General features: G+C 51.6%; 25 protein-coding genes. 1 reads left to right on the top strand and 24 read right to left on the bottom strand.

Annotation, left to right across the window (positions count from 1 at the left end):
• Positions 1–65 precede the first annotated feature (65 nt).
• The 9 genes from pnp to rimP all read right to left on the bottom strand — a co-directional run bounded on the left by pnp (position 66) and on the right by rimP (position 10,336).
• Positions 66–2,201, bottom strand: a complete 2,136-nt coding sequence (gene pnp / locus ATL17_RS14740) for a polyribonucleotide nucleotidyltransferase (protein WP_133573574.1) — start codon at positions 2,199–2,201, stop codon at positions 66–68.
• A gap of 222 nt (positions 2,202–2,423) precedes the next feature.
• Positions 2,424–2,693 (bottom strand): 30S ribosomal protein S15, encoded by a 270-nt coding sequence (gene rpsO, locus ATL17_RS14735; RefSeq protein WP_133573573.1) that lies wholly within the window; start codon positions 2,691–2,693, stop codon positions 2,424–2,426.
• Positions 2,694–2,821: 128 nt separating this feature from the next.
• Positions 2,822–3,748, bottom strand: a complete 927-nt coding sequence (gene truB / locus ATL17_RS14730; protein ID WP_133573572.1) for a tRNA pseudouridine(55) synthase TruB — start codon at positions 3,746–3,748, stop codon at positions 2,822–2,824.
• Between the two features lie 15 nt (positions 3,749–3,763).
• The gene (rbfA, locus tag ATL17_RS14725) at positions 3,764–4,168 is read right to left on the bottom strand and encodes a 30S ribosome-binding factor RbfA (protein WP_133573571.1); all 405 of its coding nucleotides are present in this window, start codon (positions 4,166–4,168) and stop codon (positions 3,764–3,766) included.
• Between the two features lie 46 nt (positions 4,169–4,214).
• A complete protein-coding gene (locus ATL17_RS14720) occupies positions 4,215–4,649 on the bottom strand; it encodes a hypothetical protein (RefSeq protein WP_133573570.1) in 435 nt (144 codons plus the stop codon).
• Positions 4,650–4,756: 107 nt separating this feature from the next.
• On the bottom strand, positions 4,757–7,402 hold the full coding sequence (infB, locus tag ATL17_RS14715) for a translation initiation factor IF-2 (RefSeq protein ID WP_133573569.1): 2,646 nt from the start codon (positions 7,400–7,402) through the stop codon (positions 4,757–4,759).
• Between the two features lie 11 nt (positions 7,403–7,413).
• Positions 7,414–8,040 carry an RNA-binding protein gene (locus ATL17_RS14710; protein WP_133573568.1) on the bottom strand — a complete coding sequence of 209 codons (627 nt, stop codon included), beginning with the start codon at positions 8,038–8,040 and terminating at the stop codon, positions 7,414–7,416.
• Between the two features lie 19 nt (positions 8,041–8,059).
• Positions 8,060–9,679: a transcription termination factor NusA gene (nusA, locus tag ATL17_RS14705; RefSeq protein ID WP_133573567.1), complete on the bottom strand. Its 1,620-nt coding sequence runs from the start codon at positions 9,677–9,679 to the stop codon at positions 8,060–8,062.
• Positions 9,680–9,706: 27 nt separating this feature from the next.
• On the bottom strand, positions 9,707–10,336 hold the full coding sequence (gene rimP, locus ATL17_RS14700; RefSeq protein WP_133573566.1) for a ribosome maturation factor RimP: 630 nt from the start codon (positions 10,334–10,336) through the stop codon (positions 9,707–9,709).
• Positions 10,337–10,519: 183 nt separating this feature from the next.
• Between rimP and ATL17_RS14695 the strand changes: the two genes are divergently transcribed.
• Complete coding sequence (locus tag ATL17_RS14695; RefSeq protein ID WP_133573565.1) at positions 10,520–11,377, top strand: DUF6544 family protein; 858 nt, start codon at positions 10,520–10,522, stop codon at positions 11,375–11,377.
• 3 nt (positions 11,378–11,380) lie between these two features.
• Here ATL17_RS14695 and trmB read toward each other — a convergent pair whose 3' ends face one another.
• From trmB to trpS, 15 genes are all read right to left on the bottom strand, one after another.
• Positions 11,381–12,094, bottom strand: coding sequence for a tRNA (guanosine(46)-N7)-methyltransferase TrmB (gene trmB, locus ATL17_RS14690; protein ID WP_133573564.1), 714 nt, complete (start codon positions 12,092–12,094; stop codon positions 11,381–11,383).
• Positions 12,095–12,114: 20 nt separating this feature from the next.
• On the bottom strand, positions 12,115–13,284 hold the full coding sequence (metK, locus tag ATL17_RS14685) for a methionine adenosyltransferase (RefSeq protein ID WP_133573864.1): 1,170 nt from the start codon (positions 13,282–13,284) through the stop codon (positions 12,115–12,117).
• 155 nt (positions 13,285–13,439) lie between these two features.
• Positions 13,440–13,874, bottom strand: coding sequence for a helix-turn-helix domain-containing protein (locus ATL17_RS14680; RefSeq protein WP_281275900.1), 435 nt, complete (start codon positions 13,872–13,874; stop codon positions 13,440–13,442).
• A complete protein-coding gene (gene lnt, locus ATL17_RS14675; protein WP_133573562.1) occupies positions 13,875–15,494 on the bottom strand; it encodes an apolipoprotein N-acyltransferase in 1,620 nt (539 codons plus the stop codon).
• 142 nt (positions 15,495–15,636) lie between these two features.
• Positions 15,637–16,752 (bottom strand): hemolysin family protein, encoded by a 1,116-nt coding sequence (locus ATL17_RS14670; RefSeq protein WP_133573561.1) that lies wholly within the window; start codon positions 16,750–16,752, stop codon positions 15,637–15,639.
• Between the two features lie 63 nt (positions 16,753–16,815).
• Entirely contained in the window at positions 16,816–17,301 is a 486-nt protein-coding gene (ybeY, locus tag ATL17_RS14665; RefSeq protein ID WP_133573560.1) for an rRNA maturation RNase YbeY, read from the bottom strand.
• Between the two features lie 6 nt (positions 17,302–17,307).
• Complete coding sequence (locus ATL17_RS14660; RefSeq protein ID WP_133573559.1) at positions 17,308–18,324, bottom strand: PhoH family protein; 1,017 nt, start codon at positions 18,322–18,324, stop codon at positions 17,308–17,310.
• Positions 18,325–18,385: 61 nt separating this feature from the next.
• The gene (miaB, locus tag ATL17_RS14655) at positions 18,386–19,723 is read right to left on the bottom strand and encodes a tRNA (N6-isopentenyl adenosine(37)-C2)-methylthiotransferase MiaB (protein WP_133573558.1); all 1,338 of its coding nucleotides are present in this window, start codon (positions 19,721–19,723) and stop codon (positions 18,386–18,388) included.
• Between the two features lie 113 nt (positions 19,724–19,836).
• On the bottom strand, positions 19,837–20,643 hold the full coding sequence (locus ATL17_RS14650) for a lysophospholipid acyltransferase family protein (protein ID WP_166639056.1): 807 nt from the start codon (positions 20,641–20,643) through the stop codon (positions 19,837–19,839).
• A gap of 1 nt (position 20,644) precedes the next feature.
• Complete coding sequence (locus ATL17_RS14645; RefSeq protein ID WP_208111221.1) at positions 20,645–21,094, bottom strand: Fur family transcriptional regulator; 450 nt, start codon at positions 21,092–21,094, stop codon at positions 20,645–20,647.
• A gap of 36 nt (positions 21,095–21,130) precedes the next feature.
• The gene (gene rimI / locus ATL17_RS14640; protein ID WP_133573556.1) at positions 21,131–21,607 is read right to left on the bottom strand and encodes a ribosomal protein S18-alanine N-acetyltransferase; all 477 of its coding nucleotides are present in this window, start codon (positions 21,605–21,607) and stop codon (positions 21,131–21,133) included.
• Positions 21,604–22,296 (bottom strand): tRNA (adenosine(37)-N6)-threonylcarbamoyltransferase complex dimerization subunit type 1 TsaB, encoded by a 693-nt coding sequence (gene tsaB, locus ATL17_RS14635; protein ID WP_133573555.1) that lies wholly within the window; start codon positions 22,294–22,296, stop codon positions 21,604–21,606. The genes rimI and tsaB overlap by 4 nt, the downstream gene beginning before the upstream one ends.
• Positions 22,297–22,374: 78 nt before the next feature.
• A complete protein-coding gene (locus ATL17_RS14630; protein WP_133573554.1) occupies positions 22,375–22,938 on the bottom strand; it encodes a NifU family protein in 564 nt (187 codons plus the stop codon).
• Between the two features lie 131 nt (positions 22,939–23,069).
• Positions 23,070–23,630 (bottom strand): universal stress protein, encoded by a 561-nt coding sequence (locus tag ATL17_RS14625; RefSeq protein ID WP_342775954.1) that lies wholly within the window; start codon positions 23,628–23,630, stop codon positions 23,070–23,072.
• Between the two features lie 3 nt (positions 23,631–23,633).
• Positions 23,634–24,671, bottom strand: a complete 1,038-nt coding sequence (trpS, locus tag ATL17_RS14620) for a tryptophan--tRNA ligase (RefSeq protein WP_133573553.1) — start codon at positions 24,669–24,671, stop codon at positions 23,634–23,636.
• Positions 24,672–24,678 lie beyond the last annotated feature (7 nt).

The raw sequence follows: 24,678 nt of genomic DNA, 5'->3' as shown, positions 1-24,678 counted from the left end.
TTTGACACAAAAAAGCCCGGCGCAGACGAAACTGGCCGGGCTTTGATTAGGTTAAAGGCAACCGACTATTCGTCAGCTTCTTCTTCCTTTTTGATTTCTTCACCAGTTTCCTGGTCAACCACTTTCATGCTCAAGCGCACTTTGCCGCGGTCGTCAAAGCCCATCAGCTTCACGTAAACGCTGTCGCCTTCTTTGATGATGTCTGTGGTTTTCTCAACGCGCTTATCCGCCAATTGAGAAATGTGCACCAAGCCGTCGCGTGGGCCGAAGAAGTTTACGAAAGCGCCAAAGTCTACGGTTTTCACCACAGTGCCTTTGTAGATTTCGCCAACTTCTGGCTCATCTGTGATGGATTTAATCCATTTCACAGCTGCTTCAATGGCTTTGCCATCTGAAGAAGAAACTTTGATGGTGCCTGTGTCGTCAATGTCGACTTTCGCGCCAGTTTTCTCAACGATTTCGCGGATCACTTTACCGCCTGCGCCAATCACTTCACGGATTTTGTCCGTTGGGATTTGCAAGGTTTCGATACGTGGCGCGAATTCGCCCAATTCTTCACGGGCACCGTCAAGCGCTTTGGACATTTCGTCCAAAATATGCGAACGGCCGCCATTGGCTTGGGCCAAGGCTGTTTTCATGATCTCTTCGGTAATACCGGCGATCTTGATGTCCATTTGCAGCGATGTGATGCCTTCAGAAGTACCAGCCACTTTAAAGTCCATATCGCCAAGGTGATCTTCGTCACCCAAGATATCAGACAATACTGCGAAGCGCTCGCCTTCCAAAATCAAGCCCATAGCGATGCCAGAAACCGGACGCGCCAACGGCACGCCAGCATCCATCAAGGCCAATGAGGTGCCACAAACGGTGGCCATTGAAGATGAACCGTTTGATTCAGTGATTTCAGACACAACACGCAATGTGTAAGGGAAATCTTCTACCTTTGGACGCACTGGGTTGATGGCGCGCCATGCCAATTTACCGTGGCCCGTTTCACGACGGCTTGTGCCACCCATGCGGCCAGCTTCACCCACAGAATATGGAGGGAAGTTGTAATGCAGCATGAAGTTTTCTTTGCGGGTTCCGTCTAGGCTGTCGATGAATTGCTCATCATCGCCTGTGCCCAATGTGGCCACAACAAGTGCTTGTGTTTCACCACGTGTAAATACGGCAGAACCGTGTGTACGTGGCAATACGCCAACTTCTGAAACAATTGGACGCACAGTTTCAAGGTCACGGCCGTCGATACGGCGACCTGTGTCCAAAATGTTCCAACGCACGATTTTGGCTTGCAAAGATTTGAACACCGCACCGATTTGCTCACCAGTGTATTTGGCTTCTTCCTCTTCGCTGGCAGGCGCAAAGTGATCTTTCACTTTGGCTTTCGCCGCGTCTACAGCTTCGTAACGTGCTTGCTTTTCAGTGATTTGGTAAGCAGCGCGCAAATCGTCTTCCACCACTTTCAGCATTTCTGCTTCAAGTTCTGAATGATCTTCAGGGGTGAATTCGCGTGGCTCTTTTGCTGCCAATTCAGCCAATTTGATGATCGCTTCGATGACTTTTTGACTTTGCTCGTGGCCATACATCACCGCGCCGAGCATCACGTCTTCGCTCAATTCTTTGGCTTCTGATTCCACCATCAACACAGCGTCTTGCGTACCGGCCATCACAAGATCCAGCTTGCTGTCAGCAGCGGTTTCTGGTGCAAAGTTCAGCACATATTCGCCATCAACATAGCCCACACGCGCAGCGCCGATTGGGCCCATAAATGGAACGCCAGAAATGGTCAGTGCTGCTGAAGCGGCAACCATGGCCAAAACGTCTGGCTGGTTTTCCAAATCATACTGCAACACAGTGATGACCACTTGGGTTTCGTTTTTATAGCCATTTGGGAACAGCGGGCGGATTGGACGGTCAATCAAGCGCGAAATCAATGTTTCGGCTTCAGTTGGGCGCCCTTCACGCTTGAAATAGCCACCAGGGATTTTACCTGCAGCATAGAATTTTTCTTGGTAGTTCACGGTCAGTGGAAAAAAGTCCACGCCCGCTTTTGCTTCTTTGGCAGAAACAACAGTGGCCAAAACAACAGTTTCGCCCAAAGTTGCCACAACGGCACCGTCTGCCTGACGGGCCATTTTACCAGTTTCAAGGGTCAGCGGTTGGCCGCCCCAGTTCAATTCAACTTTATGATGATCAAACATTTTTAGTCCTTTAAATAGGCGATAGATGCTCGTTCACCCTTGGTGAACGCAGCCTGTCGCCATTGATCTTTTTAAAGGAACAAACCAGCAAGCAAGATGGCAAGGCGCTTTTAATTGGCATGGCTGCCACGAAGAAAAAGCGTCCGACGATCCTGCTCCGGCATTGTTCCTTTCGTTCAAACAATATGGAGGGCGTAAAGCCCTCCACATCAAGTCTTTGCCTTAGCGACGCAAGCCCAAACGCTCAATCAGCGATTGGTAACGTGCCACGTCTTTGTTCTTAACATAGTCAAGCAAACGACGACGTAGGCTAACCATTTTCAAAAGACCACGACGAGAGTGGTTATCTTTCTTGTGGTCTTTGAAGTGTTCGGTCAAATTTGAGATGCGCTCTGACAGAATTGCAACTTGCACTTCAGGAGAACCAGTGTCCCCTGCTTTAGTGGCATATTCTTTAATCAATTCTTCTTTGCGCTCAGGCGTAATCGACATCGGCCAATCCTTTCTAAAATGAAGGCTTAAAGGTCACCTTGCGCCGAGATGTCGTCCAGCACAGGGTCGTTTTCCCGCAAAGGCGGTTGCGCGGGTGTATATAGGAATTTGCCGCAAATGAAAAGACTTCAATTGCGTTGAGCGGAATCGGGCAAAATCACCCGGCTCGGCTTAAACTGCCCCTTTTCCACTCGGCCAATGGCCAACACATCGCCTTTATGAGTGGCATAGGCCACCTCAAGGCTGATCGGCGCATTGCGCCCCAACAACAAAGCAGGATTGCCCATGCGCACGGCTTGGGCTTGCTTTTGGTCAAGGCTCACCTCGTCCAAATGCCCCAGCGCATCCGCGATTGGTCGCAGCGCCTGATCACGGCTGATGCTATCAGCATAATCTTCAAGATATTCAATGCTCACCGCATCATCTTGTGTAAATGGGCCAACGGCGGCGCGGTGCAAGCGCGACACATGGGCCACACTGCCCAGCTTTTTGGCGATGTCCCGTGCCAATGCCCGCACATAGGTGCCTTTTTGGCAGGTGACGCGCAAAGTGGAGATTTCTGCGCCATGCGCCAAAACCTCAAGGGCTTCAATTTCAATCTCACGCGGCGGCATGTCAGGTTTTTCGCCAGCGCGCGCCAAATCATAGGCACGCTCGCCATTAATTTTGATAGCGGAGAAGGCCGGGGGAATTTGGGTAATGATTCCCGTGAAACACGGCAATATGTCTGTGAGTTCTGCTTCGGTTGGGCGGTGATCGGAGGTTTCGATCACCTCGCCTTCCACATCGTCAGTGGTGGTGGCGCTGCCCCATGCGATATCGAACTCGTAAATCTTGGTGCCATCTTGCACAAAGGGTACGGTTTTCGTGGCTTCCCCAAGGGCAATGGGCAAAATACCGGTGGCCAAAGGGTCCAACGTGCCCGCATGACCAGCCTTCTTGGCCTCAAACAACCATTTGATTTTCCCCACCGCCTGGGTAGAAGTCATATCATAAGGCTTATTGAGAATGAGCCAGCCGGAAATGGCGCGTTTCACGCGTTTTTGCTGCGACATAACACCTTGATGCGTTTAGTAATCTTGATCGTCTTCGTCGTCATGGTCGAGATCGCGCGCGACCCGATCTGAACGCAATAATTCGTCAATCCGTCCGGCTTCATCAAATGTGTCATCCACAAAGAAGCGGAAATCCGGCGCATATTTCAGATCAATATTCGGCGACACCTGCCCACGAATAAATTTCTTATTCCGGTTGAGCGCAGCCACCACCGTTTCGGCATTTTTGCCGCCCAAGGGCATGATATAGACCTTGGCCAATTTCAAATCTGGCGACATGCGCACTTCTGGCACCGTGATAAAGGCACCGACCAAATCGTCATCCATCACTTCATCACGAGACAAAAAGCTCGACACAGCATGCCGCACCAATTCACCCACGCGCAATTGGCGTTGGGAGGGGAGTTTTTCACCACTCATAATCTTTGCCTTCTTGGTTTAGTACACCAATATTACAACTTGTATTTTAAAGACATGCCCAAGTCTTATATCCAATTATCTTCTCAACTTTTCTATCTTGATTTGATGCCACATAGATCATGAAGTCTCGTGTGCACATGAGTTGTCCGATATCAAGTTTATAACGACTCACAAGATATTCTTTGCCGTGTTGAGGGTCATGCTCCAGCTGATACTCGGATTTTGTGCCAGCGTTCTCAATTTCATATCCTGAAGAAAACAAACTGTCTTCTACTTCAGACAACGCCATCCCTTTTTCGAAATGCTCGGGGATTAGCGACAATCCTCTTGAGCTTCCGCGAGGGGCACAATTGTCGCAATCCCAAATGAAATTCTGCGCGAGACGACGATTTAGAGAATCAAAATATAGGTCAGGCCGATAATCCGTCCAAATGGCATAAAGAATTGTCCCTGAAATCAAGCCCAAAACTGCTATAGCCACTCGATCTGACCTACGAAGCACTTTGCTACCTCTTCTGAATTGATCCAGAAGTAAAGTTATGGCGCCATTTGGCGCCATACTCAAATTCAACTCTGCAGCCGAGTGACTTACAAAGTCCGCGCGACTTCTTCAACGCGGTAACATTCGATTACGTCGCCTGCGCGCATGTCTTCATATTTCTCGAATGCCATGCCGCACTCTTGGCCTGCATTCACCTCTTTCACTTCGTCTTTGAAGCGCTTCAAGGTAGAAAGCTTGCCTTCGTGGATCACCACATCATCACGGATCAAGCGCACGCCAGCGCCACGTTCCACAATACCATCGGTTACGCGGCAACCTGCCACGCGGCCCACTTTGGTGATGTTGAACACCTCAAGAATTTCGGCGTTACCGATAAAGGTTTCGCGCACTTCAGGTGACAACAAGCCAGACATGGCTGCTTTCACGTCGTCCACGAGATCGTAGATGATGTTGTAATAGCGAATTTCAACGCCTTCACGGGCCGCTGCTTCGCGTGCTTGCTTGTTGGCCCGCACGTTAAAGCCAATCACGATAGCTTTAGAGGCTGCCGCCAAGGTCACGTCAGATTCGGTGATACCGCCTACGCCAGCAATCAGCACTTGGGCAGACACTTCGTCCGTCGCCAACTTGTCAAGCGCACCGTTGATCGCCTCAACAGAACCTTGCACATCACCTTTGATGACCAATGGAATCTTGGCCAAATCTTCGGTTTTCAGCTGGCTCATCATTTGCTCAAGCGATGTCACGCCGCCCGCAGCTGATTTTTCACGCTGCTTGCGCTGACGATATTCGGTAATTTCACGCGCTTTGGCTTCATGTTCCACAGCACCCAACAAATCACCTGCGTCCGGCACACCGGTAAAGCCGAGAATCTCAACTGGTGTTGAAGGACCAGCTGTTTTGATTTGCTCGCCCTTATCGTTGATCAAGGCCCGCACTTTCGCCCATTGTGACCCCGCCACAACGATGTCGCCAACGGCCAATTCGCCGTTTTGCACCAATACGGTGGCCACAGAGCCGCGGCCTTTATCCAATTTGGCTTCAACAACAATGCCTTGCGCCCGGCCTTTTGGATTGGCTTTCAACTCCAAAATTTCGGCCTGCAGGATGATTGCGTCCAAGATGCCTTCAAGGTTCTGCTTTTTCATGGCAGACACTTCAACGTCGAGGATTTCACCGCCCATGCTTTCCACAAACACTTCATGTTGCAACAATTCGTTGCGCACGCGGTTCGGGTCAGCTTCTGGTTTATCCATTTTGTTGATCGCCACGATAATCGGCACATTTGCTGCCTTAGCGTGTTTGATCGATTCAATGGTTTGCGGCATCACGCCATCGTCCGCCGCAACAACCAAAACGGCGATGTCGGTGGCTTGCGCCCCGCGTGCCCGCATGGCGGTAAAGGCTTCGTGGCCTGGTGTATCCAAGAAGGTGATTTGGTGCCCATCACGGTCAACCTGATAGGCGCCGATATGCTGGGTAATACCACCAGCTTCGCCAGAAACCACATTGGCTTCACGGATCGCATCCAAAAGTGATGTTTTACCATGGTCAACGTGGCCCATAATGGTCACAACTGGTGCCCGTGGCTTCAAATCATCTGGATTTTGCTCAGCAGCATCTTCAAACAAGCCGACTTCTACGTCAGATTCGGCAACCCGCTTCACGGTGTGGCCCAATTCTGCTGCGATCAGTTCGGCTGTGTCTGCGTCCAACACGTCATTGATGGTGGCCATTTGGCCCTGCTGCATCAACAATTTGATCACATCTACCGCACGTTCAGCCATCCGGTTGGCCAATTCCTGCACGGTAATGGCCTCTGGAATGGTCACTTCACGCGAAATCTTTTCTTTCGCCTGTTGTGGGCCGCGGCCTTTTTGCTTTTCACGACGACGCTTCATCGCTGCCAAAGATGGGCCGCGATCGCGTTCACTGTCGCCTGAAAGTGCAGAGGTTACGGTCAAACGTGTGCGACGACGGTCGTCACCAGCTGGTTTTTTCGAAGGTTGTGGACGCGCTGCCCGTTTGGCGCGCTCCAGCTCTTCTTCATTCACCAAGCTCTTATTGCGTTGACCATCATGCTTGTGGTTCACACCCTTACGGGCTGGATCAGCCGCAGGTGCTGCTGGTTCAGCAGGTTCCGGCGTAGCTTTTGCCTTGGCTTTTGGCTGTGCTTTTTCTTTTTTCGCTTCTGCTTCTTCGCGTGCAACGCGTTCAGCTTCTAGGCGCTCTTCTTCTTCAATCCGGCGCCGTTCCGCTTCTTCACGCTCTGCCTTACGCCGTGCATCTTCCTCTGCACGACGGCGGGCAGCTTCTTGTGCCTGACGCGCTTCTTCTTCAGCCCGTGCGGCAGCTTCGCGCAATGCGCGTTCGCGTGCAGCTGATTCAGAGCTGGTTAGCCCTTGCTGTGGCTGAGGACGCGGTGCCCGCTCTTGCTGCGGTTTGCGATTTTGTTGACGCTGGCCGCCACCTTGCTGTGGCTTTTGACCACCAGCTGATTGTTGCGGACGCTTTTCACCTTGCGATGCTGGCGCAGCACCTTGCTGAGGCCGCGCGCGATTCGCACCCGCTGCTGGCGGGTTGATCCGGCGATTGCGTGTTTCCACCACGACGGTCCGGGACGACCGTGTGCCACCTGGGCGCGCGCCACCACCAGGCGCACCTTTCAGCGTCAGGGTCTTTTTGCCCCCGCTACCAGGTGTTGCATCTGATCTTTTGTCCTTATCACTCATATATCCGTCACTCACCCTGTGTTCTCAGCCATAAATCGCACCAATTGATTGGCCCGATCCACTGCAGATTTTGTCGCCGCGCCGCCTACCAGCGCTGCATGTATCACATTTTTGCCGCCCAATGCCAAACTCAATTGTTCTGCATTGAGAAAATCTATTTGCGGCACCTCATCTTCCAGCTCCATTGCGCGTAGAAGTTGGGTTATTTTCTTCCGCCCATCCATGCTGCCATCGCTGGCGGCAATCAGGGCGTTGATCTTCTCTTTTTCGATTGCGGAGCGCACCTTTTCATAGCCCGTGACCAGATGGCCGCCTTTCATGGCTAGGCCTAATGCACCCAACAATCGCTTTTCCAAATGTGCCTGGGTGATTTCCACCAAATTATCCGGCACATTGACTTGGGTTTTTAAGGCACGGGCGAAAGCTTTTTTAGCCACCGCCTGCGCCAATATTTGTCTGTTCGCCGTCACCCATACGCCACGTCCGCCAGCTTTTCCAGCAATATCAGGTAAAATCTCGCCATTTGGACCAAGTGCAAACCGAATTAACTCGGACTTGGGTAAGGATTCGCGTGTCACACAACAGGTGCGCAAATTCTTATCCACTTTGTCGCCCATGGCATATTTACCTTGTGGCATTTGGGTTGTTTCCAGCGTCTTACTCCTCTTGCGCTTCTGCGCTTTCAGCGTCTGCTTCTTCGTCGGTCAGCTCTTGATCACCATCAAGTTCTTCTTGGGTGATCCAGCCAACTTTTACGCGGGCAGACATAATCATCTCTTCAGCTTCTTCACGGCTGATCGGGAAGTCTTTGAAAATGCCGTCATAGAATTTGACTTCGCCATTTTCGCGTTCTTTCCAACCCACCAGATCATCTGGTGTGTAGCCTGCGAAATCTTCGATGGTTTTCACTTCATCTTCGCCCAAAGCCACCAACATGGCAGCGTTTAGACCGTCAATTTCATAAAGCTCATCTTGAACGCCCAATTCGGTCCGCTTTTGATCGCGGTCGCGTTCAGCCTGCTCCAAAAATTCTGCCGCACGGGCCTGAATTTCTGCTGCAGTTTCTTCATCAAAGCCTTCGATGGAAGAAATTTCGATTGGCTCAACATAGGCCACTTCTTCCAAAGACGCAAAGCCTTCTGATGCCAAGAGTTGGGCCACCATCTCGTCCACATTCATGGCATTCATGAATAGGTCTGAGCGTTCGGTGAATTCTTTCTGGCGACGCTCGCTCTCTTCTTGCTCAGTCAAGATGTCGATGTCCCAACCGGTCAATTGTGAGGCCAAGCGCACATTTTGACCGCGACGACCAATGGCCAAGGACAATTGCTCATCCGGCACCACAACTTCAACACGCTCAACTTGCTCGTCCAGAACCACTTTCACCACTTCAGCAGGCTGCAATGCAGACACCACCAAATCAGCGATATTTTCGGTCCATGGGATAATGTCGATCTTTTCGCCTTGCAGCTCGTTCACAACAGCCTGCACGCGCGAACCACGCATACCCACACAAGCACCTACCGGATCGATAGATGAATCGTTAGACACCACTGCAATTTTCGCACGTGAACCTGGGTCGCGGGCGATAGAGCGGATATTGATCACACCATCGTAAATTTCTGGCACTTCTTGCGTGAACAATTTGGCCATGAATTGCGGGTGCGTACGTGACAAGAAGATTTGCGGGCCACGCTGTTCTTGGCGCACATCATGGATGTAAGCACGTACACGGTCGCCATAGCGGAATGTTTCACGTGGGATCAATTCATCACGACGGATAATCGCTTCGCCACGACCCAAATCCACAATCACATTGCCATATTCAACACGTTTCACGGTGCCGTTGATGATTTCGCCAATGCGGTCCTTATATTCTTCATACATGCGCTCGCGTTCAGCATCGCGCACTTTTTGTACAATCACTTGCTTGGCAGACTGAGCTGCAATCCGGCCAAACTCGATGGGCGGCAGCGATTCGGTCACATAGTCACCCAACTGCGCCGCAGAATTGCGGTTGCGTGCATCTTCAAGGCTGATCTGGCGGCTATATTCTTCAACGGTTTCCACCACTTCCAACAAGCGCCACATTTTCAGTTCGCCGGTTGATGGGTTGATTTCCGCCTTCACCTCAGTCTCAGCGCCATAGCGCGAGCGAGCAGCTTTTTGAATGGCATCCTGCATTGCCTCAATCACGATCATCCGATCGATTGATTTTTCCCGCGCTACCGCGTCGGCAATTTGCAGCAGTTCAAGCCTGTTTGCACTGACAGCCATTAGTTGGTCTCCTTAAGAGGCATCAAGTTAAGCTTCATCTGTCCCATCCTTATCGTGGTCAGCTTCATCAAGTTCTGTTTCCAATTCAGGATTATCCAGCGGGCTTGCCGCTTCCTGACGGGCACGTGCTTCATCAAGCAATTTGTCGGTCATCACCAATTTGGCTTCTGCCAAATCTTCGATCTTCAGCGCCCAAACCGGTTCTTCGCCTTTTGGCGTGTCGGGAATATGGATCAATATTTGATCTTCATTCACCCCTTGCAAGGTGCCGCGAAATCTTTTGCGCCCGTCCTGCAATTGTGCCAATTCAATTTTGGCCTCGTGTCCCGCCCACATTTCAAAGTCTGACAAGCGCACCAATGGCCGGTCCACACCGGGGGAAGACACTTCCAAATGATAGGCACGCTCAATCGGCTCTTCAACGTCCAGAATTGGCGAAATCTCGCGTGAGAATTTTTCGCAGTCTTCGATGGTGAAGTCGCCTTGGGCATTTTCTGCCATGATTTGCAGCGTGCAGCCATTATCACCGGTGACGCGCACGCGCACCAAGCGATAGCCCATATCTTCAGCTACAGGCTCAAGGATCGCCCAAATCCGCTCTTCCAGCGGCCCTGCGCGCCCAAAGGCTTTTTCATTTAAGTCCAAAAGCTGTTTCATTGGCCCCTAATATCAAAAAAGAGCGGGACCGGCTGGACCCACTCTCACATGTTCAACTGTGATTTTGACGCCTTTATAGTCCGAAATTCGCTTATTCGCAACCCATTTGCGCAGTCGTCGCTTGACGCCGATCAAGGCACGCCCGTGTCCATCAACTATTGTGCTGCAAAAGGAGTGACATAGATGGGCGTCAAAATGATTACATTGTGGTGGATTTTACCGCTGATCATATTGGGTTTGGTGCTCGGCTTTTATGGCCGCAATCTGCTCGACAAAGCTGAACTGCATCAAATTACACAAGATTTGAGCACTCCGGCTGGGCAGGACGTTGAGACTTATGATCCAGCGCTTGTTTCAGACTTGCCTGAAGCAGCGCAGCGTTATTTCAACTTCTCTTTACGGCCCGGCGCAAAGCTTTACCGCAATGTTCGGTTGGAGATGCATGGCGAGTTGGGCCTTGGTGACAAGGCACAACCGAATTATTTTCCGTTCACCGCCACCCAATTTATCGTTCCAGACCGTGGGTTCACTTGGGCGCTGCGCTCCAATAGCTTCCCGATGCTGATCAGCGGCAGCGATATGATGTGGGACGACCAATCTTGGACCCGGTTTTGGCTGTTTGGCAATGTCCCCGTCGCCCGCGATGGGGGAAGTGACGATCATTTTAAATCGGCTGAAGGGCGATTGTTGGTGGAACTGGCCGCTTGGTCGCCTGCTGCATTGTTGCCGCAAAATGGCGTGGCCTGGACACAGGAAGGGCCTAATATTGCCCGCGCATGGCTCACCACATCAACAGGTCGTCATTGGGTCGACGTGCATTTAAATCAGGATGGCCAGCCCAAAGCCTATGTGATTGAACGCTGGAGCAATGCCAATGCGGAGGGGCAATATAGGCCACAACCTTTTGGCGGCACGCCGAGCACATTCATCGATATTGAAGGCACCAAAATTGCGGCCCAAGTGGATGTGGGCAACCATTTCGGCACAGAGGATTATTTCCCCTTCTTCAAAGCCAGCTTGGATAAGATCGAGTTCTTTTAAGGTCTATTTGCGGTAAAAGCTGAAGTAGAATGAGGAGCGACCTTCGCGCTTGGCCTTTTGCTCATAGCGCGTGGGTTGCCAATCAGCCCAAGGGGTGCGCCATTCGCTGGCATGTTTGGGCTGCCAGGCAAAATCATCTCGCCGCACCATATGGGCCAAAACCCATGTGGCATAATCATCAATATCTGTCGCAACCCGAAATTCAGCGCCCGGCTTCAAAATTCGCGCCAGTTCGCCCAATGTCACTGGGTTTACGAACCGCCGCTTATGGTGGCGCTTTTTCGGCCACGGGTCGGGATAAAGCAGATAGGCCCCTGCAACGGACTGATCCGGCAGGGCCCGCAACAAATGCAGCGCATCTTCGCGATATAGCCGAACATTTTCCAGATCGTCCTGATCGATGGCGGCGAGCATTTTGCCAACGCCGCCCATAAAGGGTTCGCAGCCAATGAAATTTTGCGCGGGTTTGGCCTTGGCATGTCGTGCCAAATGTTCGCCGCCGCCAAAGCCAATCTCTAAAAAGAGCGGCGCGTCAGATCTGTCGCCAAACAGCTGTTTAAGGTCAGGTGCGCCCTTTTCCAGATCGATCTCAATGTGGGGCAGCAACTCATCCACCAGCTTTTGCTGGGTCGAATAGAGTTTATGGGTCGAGCGACGCCCAAAAAAGGCACGCCGCTCGGCTTCAAGGCCAAAGTCAGTTTTGTTTTTTTCCGTCATGACCCGGCGATGTACTGGTTTTAGGTCAATTCGGCCAGAATTTTTTCGGCCAAATCGGTCCGTTCCCAAGAAAAACCGCCATCTTCATCAGGCTGACGGCCAAAATGACCATAGGCTGCGGTGCGTTCATAGATGGGCTTATTCAGCTCCAACGTCTCACGAATGCCACGTGGCGACAGGTTCATCACCTTGTTGAGCACTTGGCCGAGCTTTTCTTCATTCACTTTGCCGGTGCCGAACAGGTCCACAAAAATGGACAGGGGCTTGGACACGCCAATGGCATAAGACAATTGGATCACGCATTTATCGGCCAAGCCTGCAGCCACCACATTTTTCGCCAAATAGCGGGCAGCATAGGCAGCCGAACGGTCGACTTTGGTGGGGTCTTTGCCAGAAAATGCACCGCCGCCATGAGGGGCAGCGCCGCCATAAGTGTCCACAATGATTTTACGGCCTGTAAGACCCGCATCTCCATCTGGACCACCGATCACAAATTCACCTGTTGGGTTCACATAGAATTCGTCTTCAGGGCACATCCAGCCTTCGGGCAAGGCATCAATCACATAGGGACGCACAATTTTGCGCACATCGTCTTGTGTTAACCCACGCTCATGTTGGGTCGACAATACGATAGATGTGGTGCCCATGGGCACGCCATTCTCATAACGCAAGGTAACTTGGCTCTTCGCGTCAGGCCGCAATTGCGGCACATCGCCATTGTGGCGGGCATCTGCCAGCGAGCGCAAAATCTTATGGGCGAACAAGATTGGGGCTGGCATCAATTCTTTGGTTTCATTGGTGGCAAAGCCAAACATAATACCTTGGTCGCCTGCGCCTTCATCCTTGTTGCCAGAGGCATCTACGCCCTGGGCAATTTCAGGCGATTGCTCGTGCACGAAACAATCCACTTGCGCATTTTGCCAGTGAAAGCCTTCCTGCTCATAACCGATATTTTTGATGCATTCGCGTGCGATGGCTTCCATGCGCTCCGCATCCATGGTTTTGGGGCCGCGGGTTTCCCCGGCCAAAACCACGCGATTGGTGGTGGCTAATGTTTCAACAGCCACGCGCGAATAGGGGTCTTCCTTTAAAAAACCATCCAAAATTGCATCCGATATGCGATCGCAAATCTTGTCTGGATGACCTTCTGACACTGATTCGGAGGTAAAAAGATATGAAGAGGACGCCACACGCATAGCCTTTCATTATTTGAACAAAACCCACCTTGCAGGCAAAGTGATTGCAAAACCCTAAAGCCATCAGGCTTGGGTTCACCTTCATAAAGGTTGGCACCATCTTATGCAATAAGGATATAAAGAAAACGTTATATCTTTAGGGCAAGTCTTTAAGTTCGTCGGCTTTTGGCCATGGGCGAAATATTATTCGCTTCCCCATTCTTAGCCATTTGCTCTGCCAATTGAACCAAAGTGTCCCGCGCATGGGGGCTATCTATCAGGTCATAAGCTTTGAGCAGCCGAATGCGTTCATCTGCTGGGCCCATGGAGAAGGCATCTTGCCCTTCTTCCCCAAACCCGCCTTCCGTTGCGGCTTGATAAAACTGACCTGGTTCTACGCCGAGTATACGCGCCAGAACGGCCAAACGAGAAGCGGGCACACGATTGGTGCCCGTTTCGTACTTTTGAATTTGCTGATAAGTAATACCCGCAGCGTCTGCGAGCTTTTTCATCGACATACCTAATTCTTTTCGACGTTGGCGTAGAAAAACGCCAACTTGAGTATCAATGGCATGCGGTTGACGGGGTGGTGCTGAATGTCCCAACTATGTCTCCCAAGTGTGGCGCCAGCGATTTCGCAAAAAAACGGCAAATATGGATGCGCCAATAATTAAGTAAAATAATAGGTAAGTGTATTGCGAAAAGATTGTCTTCTCAAGGGGGTATGGTATTTGTGCGAGGGCTAGATCGGGCGTATCTACCGGAATTTGCGTAGTAATACGTCCAATTGGGTCTGTCACAAATGTGTGACCCGTGTTCGCCACCCGCACCAAAGGCAAGCCTTGTTCCACCGCGCGCACCCTTGCGTGATGCGCATGTTGTGCTGGTCCAATTGTGCCTTGGAACCAAGCATCATTGGTGAGGTTGAGTATCCATTCCGCATTTTCAGCCTTTTGGCCCAACGCGCCAGAAAAAATCACCTCATAACAAATGAGCGGCAAAATGGCAGGTGTGTTTTGGGGCGCAAATGCCAAACCTGTTTCCTTGCCTTTTACAAAACTGTCTGCCGCCGCCACAAATTTGCGCAGCCCCAATTGGGTCAATAGCGATTTAAGCGGCAAATATTCACCGAAGGGCACCAGACGGCGCTTATCATAAGAGGCGATGATTTCGCCTTGATCATTGATCGCCAGAATCGAATTGAAAACTTCATTATTTTGGTCGGAAAAGCCGCCCAAATCATAATTGCGGCGCGCGGCGCCAGTGAGCAGCAATGTATCTTGCGGCAACATGCGGGCAATGCGGGCTAAGGCCTCTGGCTCTTCGGCCACATAAAATGGAAACGCGCTTTCTGGCCAGATTAGATGGGTGGTGCTGATCAAACCCGGATCATTCGGGTCTATGCGTGTTTGCGACAAGCCGAGCAAAGAATTGAAAATCGCATCTTTATATTGCGGATCCCATTTTTGATTTTGCGGAATATTTGGCTGCACCAACCGCAAGCGCACATCTGGCCGCGGCTCAAACGGGGCTTGGTGATAACGCCATGCGCCCAGCCCGGCCATAATGCCCAAGCCCAATAAGGCGATAACAGGCAAATATTTTGCCCTGTCGCCCGCCAAAGGCGTGACCCACAACGCCAGACTGGCACCGACCAATAGCGCAATAAAGCTGAGGCCATGAACGCCAAGATATGCGGCGCTTTGCATCAGATAAGGATGCGCAGTCAGCACATAGCCGGGCACGTTGAACGGCAATCCGGTGAGCACGATGCCGCGCAAAAATTCAAACAGCGCGATAAAGGCAGCAAGGGCGAAGATGCGTTGGGCATAGTCGGACCAAAATAAATGCGCAAAGGCGGTGCCGAATGCCCAAAAAATCGCGAGGAAAGCTGGAAGCCCTAAAATGCCGATCGGCAAGGCCCACAAAAATAGATCGCCATCTACAAAGAACGCAGCGCCCAGCCAATGCAAGCTGACGGTAAAATAGCCAAAGCCAAATGCCCAGCCGATCCAAAAGGCAGGACCAAAAAGCTTGCGCCAACCGGATTGGGTTTCCACCCCATCCAAAAACCACACCAGCGCGGCAATGCCGATAAAAAATAATGGAAGGACTTTGAAAGGTGGCAAAGCAAGCGCTGCCAACGCACCGATGATGAACAGCGCGATATAACGTTTGGGACCATGGGACAACACACACCAATCGGCAATAGCGCTCAGTCTCACACCAACATCCCTTCACTCAAATTTGCTTGGCTCTCGCCCGGCAGGTTGATTTGGGCAAGTGAATCCTGATTTGTCCTATATTTCAATGGACAAGTTTTGCCGATTTAATCCGACATTTTTGTGGAGGCTGACCGCCACTGATTTAACCAGTGGCGGATGCTTTTTCTTTTTCCGGTTCGGCTTTGGCTTCGGCTGCTGTCGGCTTCGGCCGATTTGGATCTATATTTTGCGCAGCGGGCGCAAATTCGCCGGGGCCAGCAGGTCGTGTGCGTGTGCGCAACCCACGACGACGGCGGGTGATTTTGATCTTTTTCACGCGGCGAGGATCAGCCTGCATAATTTCAAATTCGAACCCACGTACTTTGGCGATCACTTCGCCACGTACGGGCACGCGATCTACCAAATTGATGATCAAACCGCCAAGTGTATCCACATCTTCTGCCGCTTCACCGGGCTGGAAGTTTGGACCAAGCTCATCAGATAAATCTTCCAACTCGACCCGCGCATCTGCAATCAGCGTGTTTTCGTCCACACGCTTGAGCTGGCTGGCGTCCGCTTCATCATGTTCGTCTTCAATATCGCCCACCACGGCTTCCAGCAAATCTTCGATGGTCACCAAACCATCGGTGCCGCCATATTCATCCACCACAATCGCCATGTGAACGCGGGTGGTTTGCATGCGCTGCAACAAGGTTGCCACAGGCATAGAGGGCGGCACGAACAACACATCGCGCACCATTTTCCGTTGCTTGGCAATTTGCGTGCGCAAGAGCGGGCTTTTCAGCTTTTCCGGTTGGTCCGGCTTTTCATTTTCTGGCTGTGGTTCCGCCAGCGACAGCAGCAAATCCTTAATATGGATCATGCCGATAATATTATCGAGATTGTCGCCATAAATGGGCAGGCGCGAATGACCCGCCTCGCGGAAACGCGCAATAAGAGAGGACATGGACGCATTGTCTTCGCACGCTTCAATATCAGCGCGCGGCACCATCACATCTTCAACACGGGTGTGGGCAAGGTTCAGAACATTTTGAATCAGCGCTTTTTCACCGGCAGAAAAGGCGCCATCGCCTTCTGTTTCGGTGTTGTCATCCAGCGCAACTTGCAAATCTTCGCGCAATGAAGGCGCTTTACCGGTGAGCTTGGCACGCAAACGCGCCCAGAATGAACGGGGGGCTTCCTCAGTGTAGGAACTCTGGTCGCCAACTTGGCGATGCGGCCGATCCGCCGCGGCGATAGATTGATCTTTATCGTTCATGTCGATCGGTTTTAGCTAAAACCGTTTTCTCTCCGTGCTTTTGGCCATTTTCTTTTTGGCCGTTTATTGTTCAACTATGTCGGCATAAGGGTCTGCAATGTCAAGCCGCGCCAATATTTTTCGCTCTGCGGCTTCCATTTCTTCTGCCTCATCATCTTCCAAATGATCATAGCCCAAAATATGCAGAAAGCCATGAACAAGCAAATGGGCGAAATGATGGTCGAATTGTTTTTGTTCCGTTTCCGCTTCTTGCTTCACGGTTTCATAGGCAAAAGAAATATCGCCCAACATGCCTTCAATGGCTTCATCCGGCTCAATTTGCGGGAAAGAGAGCACATTGGTGCTTTTGTCTTTTTGCCGCCAATTGGCATTCAGCTTTTGCTGCTCTTCATCATTGGTCAGCAGCAGCGACAATTCGGCGGGCCCTTCGATCACCAATCCCAATGTGTCGAGCGCGGTGCTGACAATATGATCAATTTGATCTGCTAATGGCTCTGGCCAACGCTCATCATTGCGCAGCACATCAATCTCAATCTGATAAGCCGACATAAGGCGTTAGGCCTCATCTTCTTGCGGCTTGCCATCGTAAGCGCGGATGATGCGGGCCACCAATTCGTGGCGCACCACATCTTTATCCGTGAAGCGGGTGATCTGAATGCCTTTGACGCCATTGAGCAAATCCAGCGCTTCCACCAAGCCCGAGCGCACGCCATTGGGCAAGTCGATCTGGCTTGGGTCGCCGGTGATAATCATTTTTGAGTTTTCGCCCAAACGGGTCAAAAACATTTTCATTTGCTGGGTTGTGGTGTTTTGAGCTTCGTCCAAAATCACCACGGCATTGGACAATGTGCGCCCACGCATAAAGGCCAGCGGCGCCACTTCGATGGTTTGGCTTTCAAGGCAGCGTTCAACAATTTCCGGCTGCATCATATCATAAAGCGCGTCATAAAGCGGGCGCAGATAAGGATCGACCTTTTCCTTCATATCGCCGGGCAAAAAGCCCAAGCGCTCACCCGCTTCCACCGCTGGGCGCGACAAGATGATACGGTTGATTTCGCCGCGTTCCAACAAGGTAGCCGCATAAGCCACAGCCAAATAGGTTTTGCCCGTGCCCGCCGGGCCAACGCCAAACACCAATTCCTGCCGATCCATGGCGCGGATATACCCATCCTGCGCGGGGGAACGGGCCACAATGGTTGATTTACGCGTGGCGATTTGCGCCATGCGCACGCGGCCGCGTTTTTCAAATGTGGGCAATGTGAGTTGGCTATCTTCTGTCAAAATCATCCGGATGACCCCATCCACCTCGCCGGGCGTGATGGCTTGGCCATTTTCCAACATTTCATAAAGGGTTTCGAGGGTACGGCGGGCTTGGTCCACCGCCACATTGCTGCCGGACAGAAAGACGTGATTGCCCCGCGATATGGTTTGAATGCCCAGTTTTTGTTCGATCAGCGCAAGATTTTGGTCGAATTCACCATATAGCTGGGACACCAGCCGGTTATCTTCAAAAGCAAGTTCCACATCATTGGTGGTGTTTTGCTGGCCCTCAGGCGACCAAGTTTTTGTCAATCAGCGCTCCTGTCGAATCAAGTTAAAGCCTTACCCCAACTATACGCATCTATTCAGATTATTATGTGACAATCTTACCAAAGAGTGAAAATTTCCCGGTATCATACATAGAAACAGGTCGAATTGTGCCAATTAGAGACAAATCTGCTTCAACTTGTACGGGTTGCAGATAGGGTGACCGCCCAACGATCTGACCTTCGTCGCGGCCTTTTTTCTCAAAAAGTACGGGGAAGGTTTTGCCCACGCATGAATCATTGAACTCTTTTTGTTGGGCGTTGAGCAATTCTTGCAACCGCTGCAACCGCTCATATTTCACATCTTCTGGCACTTGCCCGTCCATCTCCGCGCCGGGGGTGCCAGGGCGAGTTGAATATTTGAAGGAATAGGCCGCTGCGTAGTGCACGTCTTTCACCAACTGCATGGTGGCTTCAAAATCTTCTTCCGTTTCACCGGGGAAGCCGACAATAAAGTCGCCTGAAAGCGCCAAATCAGGCCGTGCGGTGCGGATGCGGTCGATCAGATCCATATATTCTTTGGCCGTGTGCTGGCGGTTCATGGCCTTCAAAATCTTGTCAGACCCAGCTTGCACCGGCAAATGCAGATAAGGCATCAGCATATCGAGATCGCGGTGCGCCTCGATCAACGCATCATCCATATCGCGCGGGTGCGATGTCGTGTAGCGAAGGCGCTCCAACCCCTTAATGTCCGCCAAACGATAGATCAGATCGGCCAATCCGGTGCTGTTCCCCTTTTCATCGAGGCCGTGATAGGCGTTCACATTCTGACCCAGCAGCGTGATTTCTTTCACGCCACCATCGACCAGATTTTGCGCTTCAGCCACCACTTGCGCCACGGGGCGAGACACTTCAGCACCGCGGGTATAGGGCACCACACAGAAGGAACAAAATTTGTCGCAGCCTTCCTGCACGGTCAAAAAGGACGTTAGGCCACGGGCAATGGTGGTTTCCTTTTTGGCTTTGGGCAAATGCTCAAATTTGTCTTCTGCCGGAAAGTCAGTTTCCACCACCTTTTCATTGGCGGCGCGGCCCACCAATTCAGGCAATTTGTGATAGGATTGCGGGCCAAAAACCAAGTCGACCACCGGCGCGCGGCGCATAATCTCTTCGCCTTCAGCCTGAGCCACACAACCGGCAATGCCGATCATCATCTTTTTGCCTTTGGCTTCTTGCGACTGACGCAAAATGCGTAAACGGCCCAGCTCTGAATATACTTTTTCAGCTGCTTTTTCGCGAATATGGCAAGTGTTCAGCACCACAAGATCAGCATCATTGATCTCTGTGGTTGCCTCATAGCCAGACGCTGCCAGCGCATCACTCATGCGATCACTGTCATAAACGTTCATTTGGCAGCCATAGGTTTTGATAAAGAGCTTTTTCATCGCAGTCACAAATTCTTTTCGCCAATAAGGGGAAGTTCAGGAGCGACTTGTTACACCAAAATGAGCCCTGTGCAAACCACCGGAAATGCGACGATTCTGCTGATGTTGCAAATTTAGCCCTGATGCACCTGCGGCAATGGCAAACCACGGTTCAAAGCCACCAACATGGCCCGCACTTGGGCATGGGCTTTTTGGGTGATGGCCTTGCGGTTCATTTCCGCGTCGATCAGCATCGGTTCGCCCAGCATAATGGTCACCGATTTTGTGCCCGACAGCAAAATGTCGCTCAAGTTATCGGTTAGCCCCATATCGCCAACCCAAGCAATTTTGGTGCGTTCAGCGCGGGAAATGGGCAAGCCGTTCAGCTTGGTATAAGCGATGCACATGGGCTGGATGTAAATCTCTTCACCCCCGCCAGACTTCATAGCCATTTGGGTTGCCCCAACTAGCGCGGAGCGGAAAGGCAAAACATGGCTGCCAATGTCGGATGTGCCTTCGGCAAACAGCACCACGCCGCGCCCTTCATTCATGCGCGCGCCCATTTCAGTGGCCACGCGGCCCGTATCGGTTTTGCGGGTGCGGTCGACAAAAATGGTTTTTTGCATTTTGGCCAAGGTGCGCACGATCGGCCAGCGCCCCACTTCGGCTTTGGCCACAAAGCTGATGGGCAGCACGGCGCCAATGGCTGGAATATCCATCCAGGAAATATGGTTCGACACCAAAAGGGTGGGTTTGCCTTTGGCGATTTTGCCCACCACATTCACTTTGATGCCCAAATATTTGCAGAGCAATTTGTGCGCCAGCATCGGGATCACATTCCATTGTGGCAAGCGCAGCCACAAAATCACCTGTTGTATCAGCCCCAACACCAGCAAAATCGGCACAATGATGAGGAAGAAGATTAAGCCGGATAGGATCATATTAGTCTTCTTCTGCCTCTTTTGCCGCATCATTGAGCGGCACGCCATAAAGCTCCAAGCGGTGGTCCACCAATTTATAGCCGAGCTTGCGGGCAATCACTTCTTGGATGGCTTCGATTTCTTCATTGCGAAATTCGATCACACGGCCTGAGCGCACATCGATCAGATGATCATGATGTTCATCGGGGATCGGTTCAAACCGGGCGCGGCCATCTTTAAAATCATGCTTGGCGACCAACCCTGCTTCTTCAAACAGGTTCACGGTGCGATAAACAGTGGACAGGGAAATGCGTTCATCGATCTTCGAGGCGCGGCGGTAAAGCTCTTCCACATCCGGATGGTCGGTTGCCCCCTCCAGCACCCGCGCGATCACGCGGCGCTGTTCGGTCATGCGCATGCCAGACTTTTCGCACATATTTTCCAAATGGCTGACGTCTGCATTTTCGCTCATTAGACCTATCCTTTTGTGCGCACTATTGCCAACGGGTTAGCCGAGATCGGCACGCATGACAAGTGCGGTGGCCGTGTGGCCATCTGGTCGCGGATAATAGCCGCGGCGCGTGCCCACTTGGGCAAATCCATATTGGGCATAAAGATTTTTCGCCGGCTCATTGTCTTCATCCACTTCCAAAAACATCTTGGTGACGGGAGAATAAAACAAATCTTGCCACATGGCTTTCATCAACGCATCGCCTAATTTTTTACCGCGAAAACGCTTGCTCACCACGATGGTCAGCAGCTCGCACTCATCATTTTGCACCCGCAAAATGGAAAAGCCGGCAATTTTGCGGTGTTTGTCGCACGCCACATAGATGGGCGTGTCTTTGTTGCTGATATAGGCCACAAAATCGGGCACTGACCAGCCCCGGAAAAAGCCCTCTGCGTGCAGCTTGGCCAATTGTTCTGCGTCTTGGCTGTCTGCCATTTCGATGTGCAAACCGAGCGGCGCTGACCAGATTTTCATCGGGCATGTCCCTCGCGGGCAATGCTTTTGCCGCTTTGCGGTTTGGCATCGGCAGCGCGCACATAAAGCGGCTCTGGCTTGTAATTATCCGCAGCGATCAATGCGCCATAGCGGGCCACACGGGCAATATCGAGCCATTCGGCCGCATCAGAATTACCCTTCGCACCGCATTGGTCGATGGCGAAATCTGCACCAGTGCCCAACACCAAATCACCCCGATTGATATGTTCTTCAATCCGGTCATTTTCCAGCAGTTGCGGCGCACCACTTGGTTGGCCGGGGGCGGCAAAGGCTTGGAAGTAATGTTGGTCGCGCCGTGCATCGAACAGCACTTTATGAGGCGTTTGTGGTGGGGCGGAAAGCGACATGGCTTCCAAGGTGGAAAGGCCAAGGACGGGCTTATTCAACGCCACGCCGAATCCGCGCGCAGCGGCAAGGCCCACCCGCAAACCAGTAAATGAGCCTGGGCCTGTGGTGACCACAAAGCGGTCAATTTCTTTGATGGTGAGGTGCGCGTCTGCCAACAGTTCGTCCACCATGTCGATCAAACGTTCGGCATGGCCACGGCTGCGCGGTTCAACAATTTGGTGAAGTTCGCCATCAGCCCGCACCAGCGCGCCCTGACAATATTGGTGCGCTGTATCAAGCGCTAGAATTACAGGATGTTGGGGGCGAAGCTCATTTTCCATAGGCAAATGGTTTGTCGGTTCTCCGCCCACAAATCAAGTCAAAAATATGCGTCGATAACGCAAGTCGGTGTGAACCGCCTAGATTTGCTGAACGTCTTCCACGCCCGGCACAAAGTGACGCAACAGGTTTTCAATGCCATTTTTCAATGTCGCGGTTGAAGATGGGCAACCTGAACACGCGCCTTGCATGTGCAAATAAACAGTGCCTTGCTTAAAGCCTTTAAAGATGATGTCGCCGCCATCCATGGCCACCGCCGGACGCACACGTGTATCCAACAATTCCTTGATCACTTCGACCATCTCTTTGTCGTCTTCTTCAAAGAATTCCTCAGCTTGGGTGTTTTGCGCTGCAGTTTCGCCATCGCTCAAAAGCGGCTGGTTCGACATGAAATGTTCCATGATCGAACCCAAAATGGCAGGCTTTAGATGCGCCCAATCACTGTCATCTTTGGTGACTGCGATAAAATCTGCGCCAAAGAACACACCGGTCACCCCATCAATGGTGAACAAAGCGCTGGCCAAAGGCGAAGCTTTTGCAGCTTCTTCATCCCGAAAATCCTTTGGCTGCTCCGGCAACACATCGCGGCCCGGCAGAAATTTCAAGGTTTGTGGGTTTGGCGTCGCTTCGGTTTGAATAAACATGACCGATCTCTCCGATTAATCTTGTCGGGCGGTTTGGACACCCGAAATCAGTTTAGAATGATTTTAAAATAGTCTTTTGCGCGTCAAAGGCAAGCATTGAATCGCACAAAATTTCGGCAATTTGAGGAAATTTATGCCAATTCCGCGATCTGACTGTCGGTCAAAATGCCTGGCACAATTGCCACGGGAATGGGCAAAGCGTTGGCCCCGCGTGCTGCCAATGTGCTGACCAAAGGCCCTGGCCCATCGGTTGAGGTGGAAGACGCCAGCACCAGAATGGAGATATTTTTATCTTCGCTGATCAGCTCTTCAATCTCGTCGGCGGTGCGGCCTTCGCGGATTTCGCGCTCCACTTGGATATTGCCGATTTGGGCGATTTTGGTTTCTGCCTCATCCAACCATTGATTGGCTTGTTCATAGGCTTCGGCGCGCATCACATCTTCCACACCGATCCAGTGCTGAAAGTCATCCGGCTCTATCACCACCAAAAGTTTGACGATGCCACCCGTGCGCTTCATGCGGTAGGCGGCAAAGGTCACCGCCACCCAACATTCTTCTGTGCCGTCCAAAACGGCTAAAAATTTACGCCCGCCAAAATCTGGCATTTGGGCTGTCTGATCTTCGTGCTCAACGCTCATGGCGACATGCTGCCACCGAAATGCGCTTTTGCCAAGCGCATTTCGATCAGGCATATTTTAGCTAACAAAACCAACGATTTGGCGCACATGCTTCATGGTTTCTTCTGCGATTTCGCGGGCACGACCTGCCCCGTCACGCAAAATATTGTCCACTTCAGCCGGGTCCGCCAACATGCGCTTGGTTTCTTCAGAGATTGGGGCCAATTTCTCAACCGCAAGCTCCGCAAGAGCGGGTTTAAATGCACCAAACCCTTGGCCACCAAATTCTTTCAGCACATCTTCTGAGCTGATATTGGCCAAGGCCGCGTAAATCTCAACCAAATTGCGGGCTTCACGACGATCTTCCAATCCCTCCATCTCTGATGGCAAGGGTTCAGGATCGGTTTTTGCTTTCCGCAGCTTTTTGGCGATATCGTCCGCACTGTCCATCAGGCCAATGCAGGCCATTTCGGAATCATCTGATTTAGACATTTTCTTCGACGCATCGCGCAAAGACATAATCCGCATGGCCGGGCCAGAGATTAATGGCTCCGTCAGCGGGAAAAAGTCACCATCTTCAAAACCTTCTTCAACAATTTGCTTTTTGAAATCATTGTTGAATTTTTGCGCAATGTCGCGGGTCAGCTCCAAATGCTGCTTCTGGTCGTCGCCCACCGGCACATGTGTGCCGCGATAAAGCAGAATATCCGCTGCCATCAAGCTTGGATAAGCATAAAGACCCAAGGAGGCATTTTCGCGGTTTTTGCCCGCTTTATCCTTAAATTGGGTCATGCGGTTCATCCAACCGATACGGGCCACACAATTGAAAATCCATGCCAGCTCTGCATGCTGCATCACTTGGCTTTGGTTGAAAATAATGGATTTTTTCGGGTCTACGCCGGTGGCAATATAGGTCGCGGCAATTTCCCTTGTCTTATGGCGCAAATCTTCAGGCTCTTGCCAGACCGTAATCGCATGCATATCAACCACGCAAAAGATGCAGTCAAACTGCTCTTGCATGGGGGCAAAACGACGGATCGCGCCCAGATAATTGCCTAAGTGCAAATCACCTGAGGGCTTAACACCTGAGAAAAGGCGGTTCTGAAACTCGGTCATGGATCAA

The organism is Maritalea mobilis (genome assembly GCF_004363175.1).
In the GTDB taxonomy this organism is placed as follows: domain Bacteria; phylum Pseudomonadota; class Alphaproteobacteria; order Rhizobiales; family Devosiaceae; genus Maritalea; species Maritalea mobilis.
This window is presented reverse-complemented; position numbering and strand designations above follow the sequence as displayed.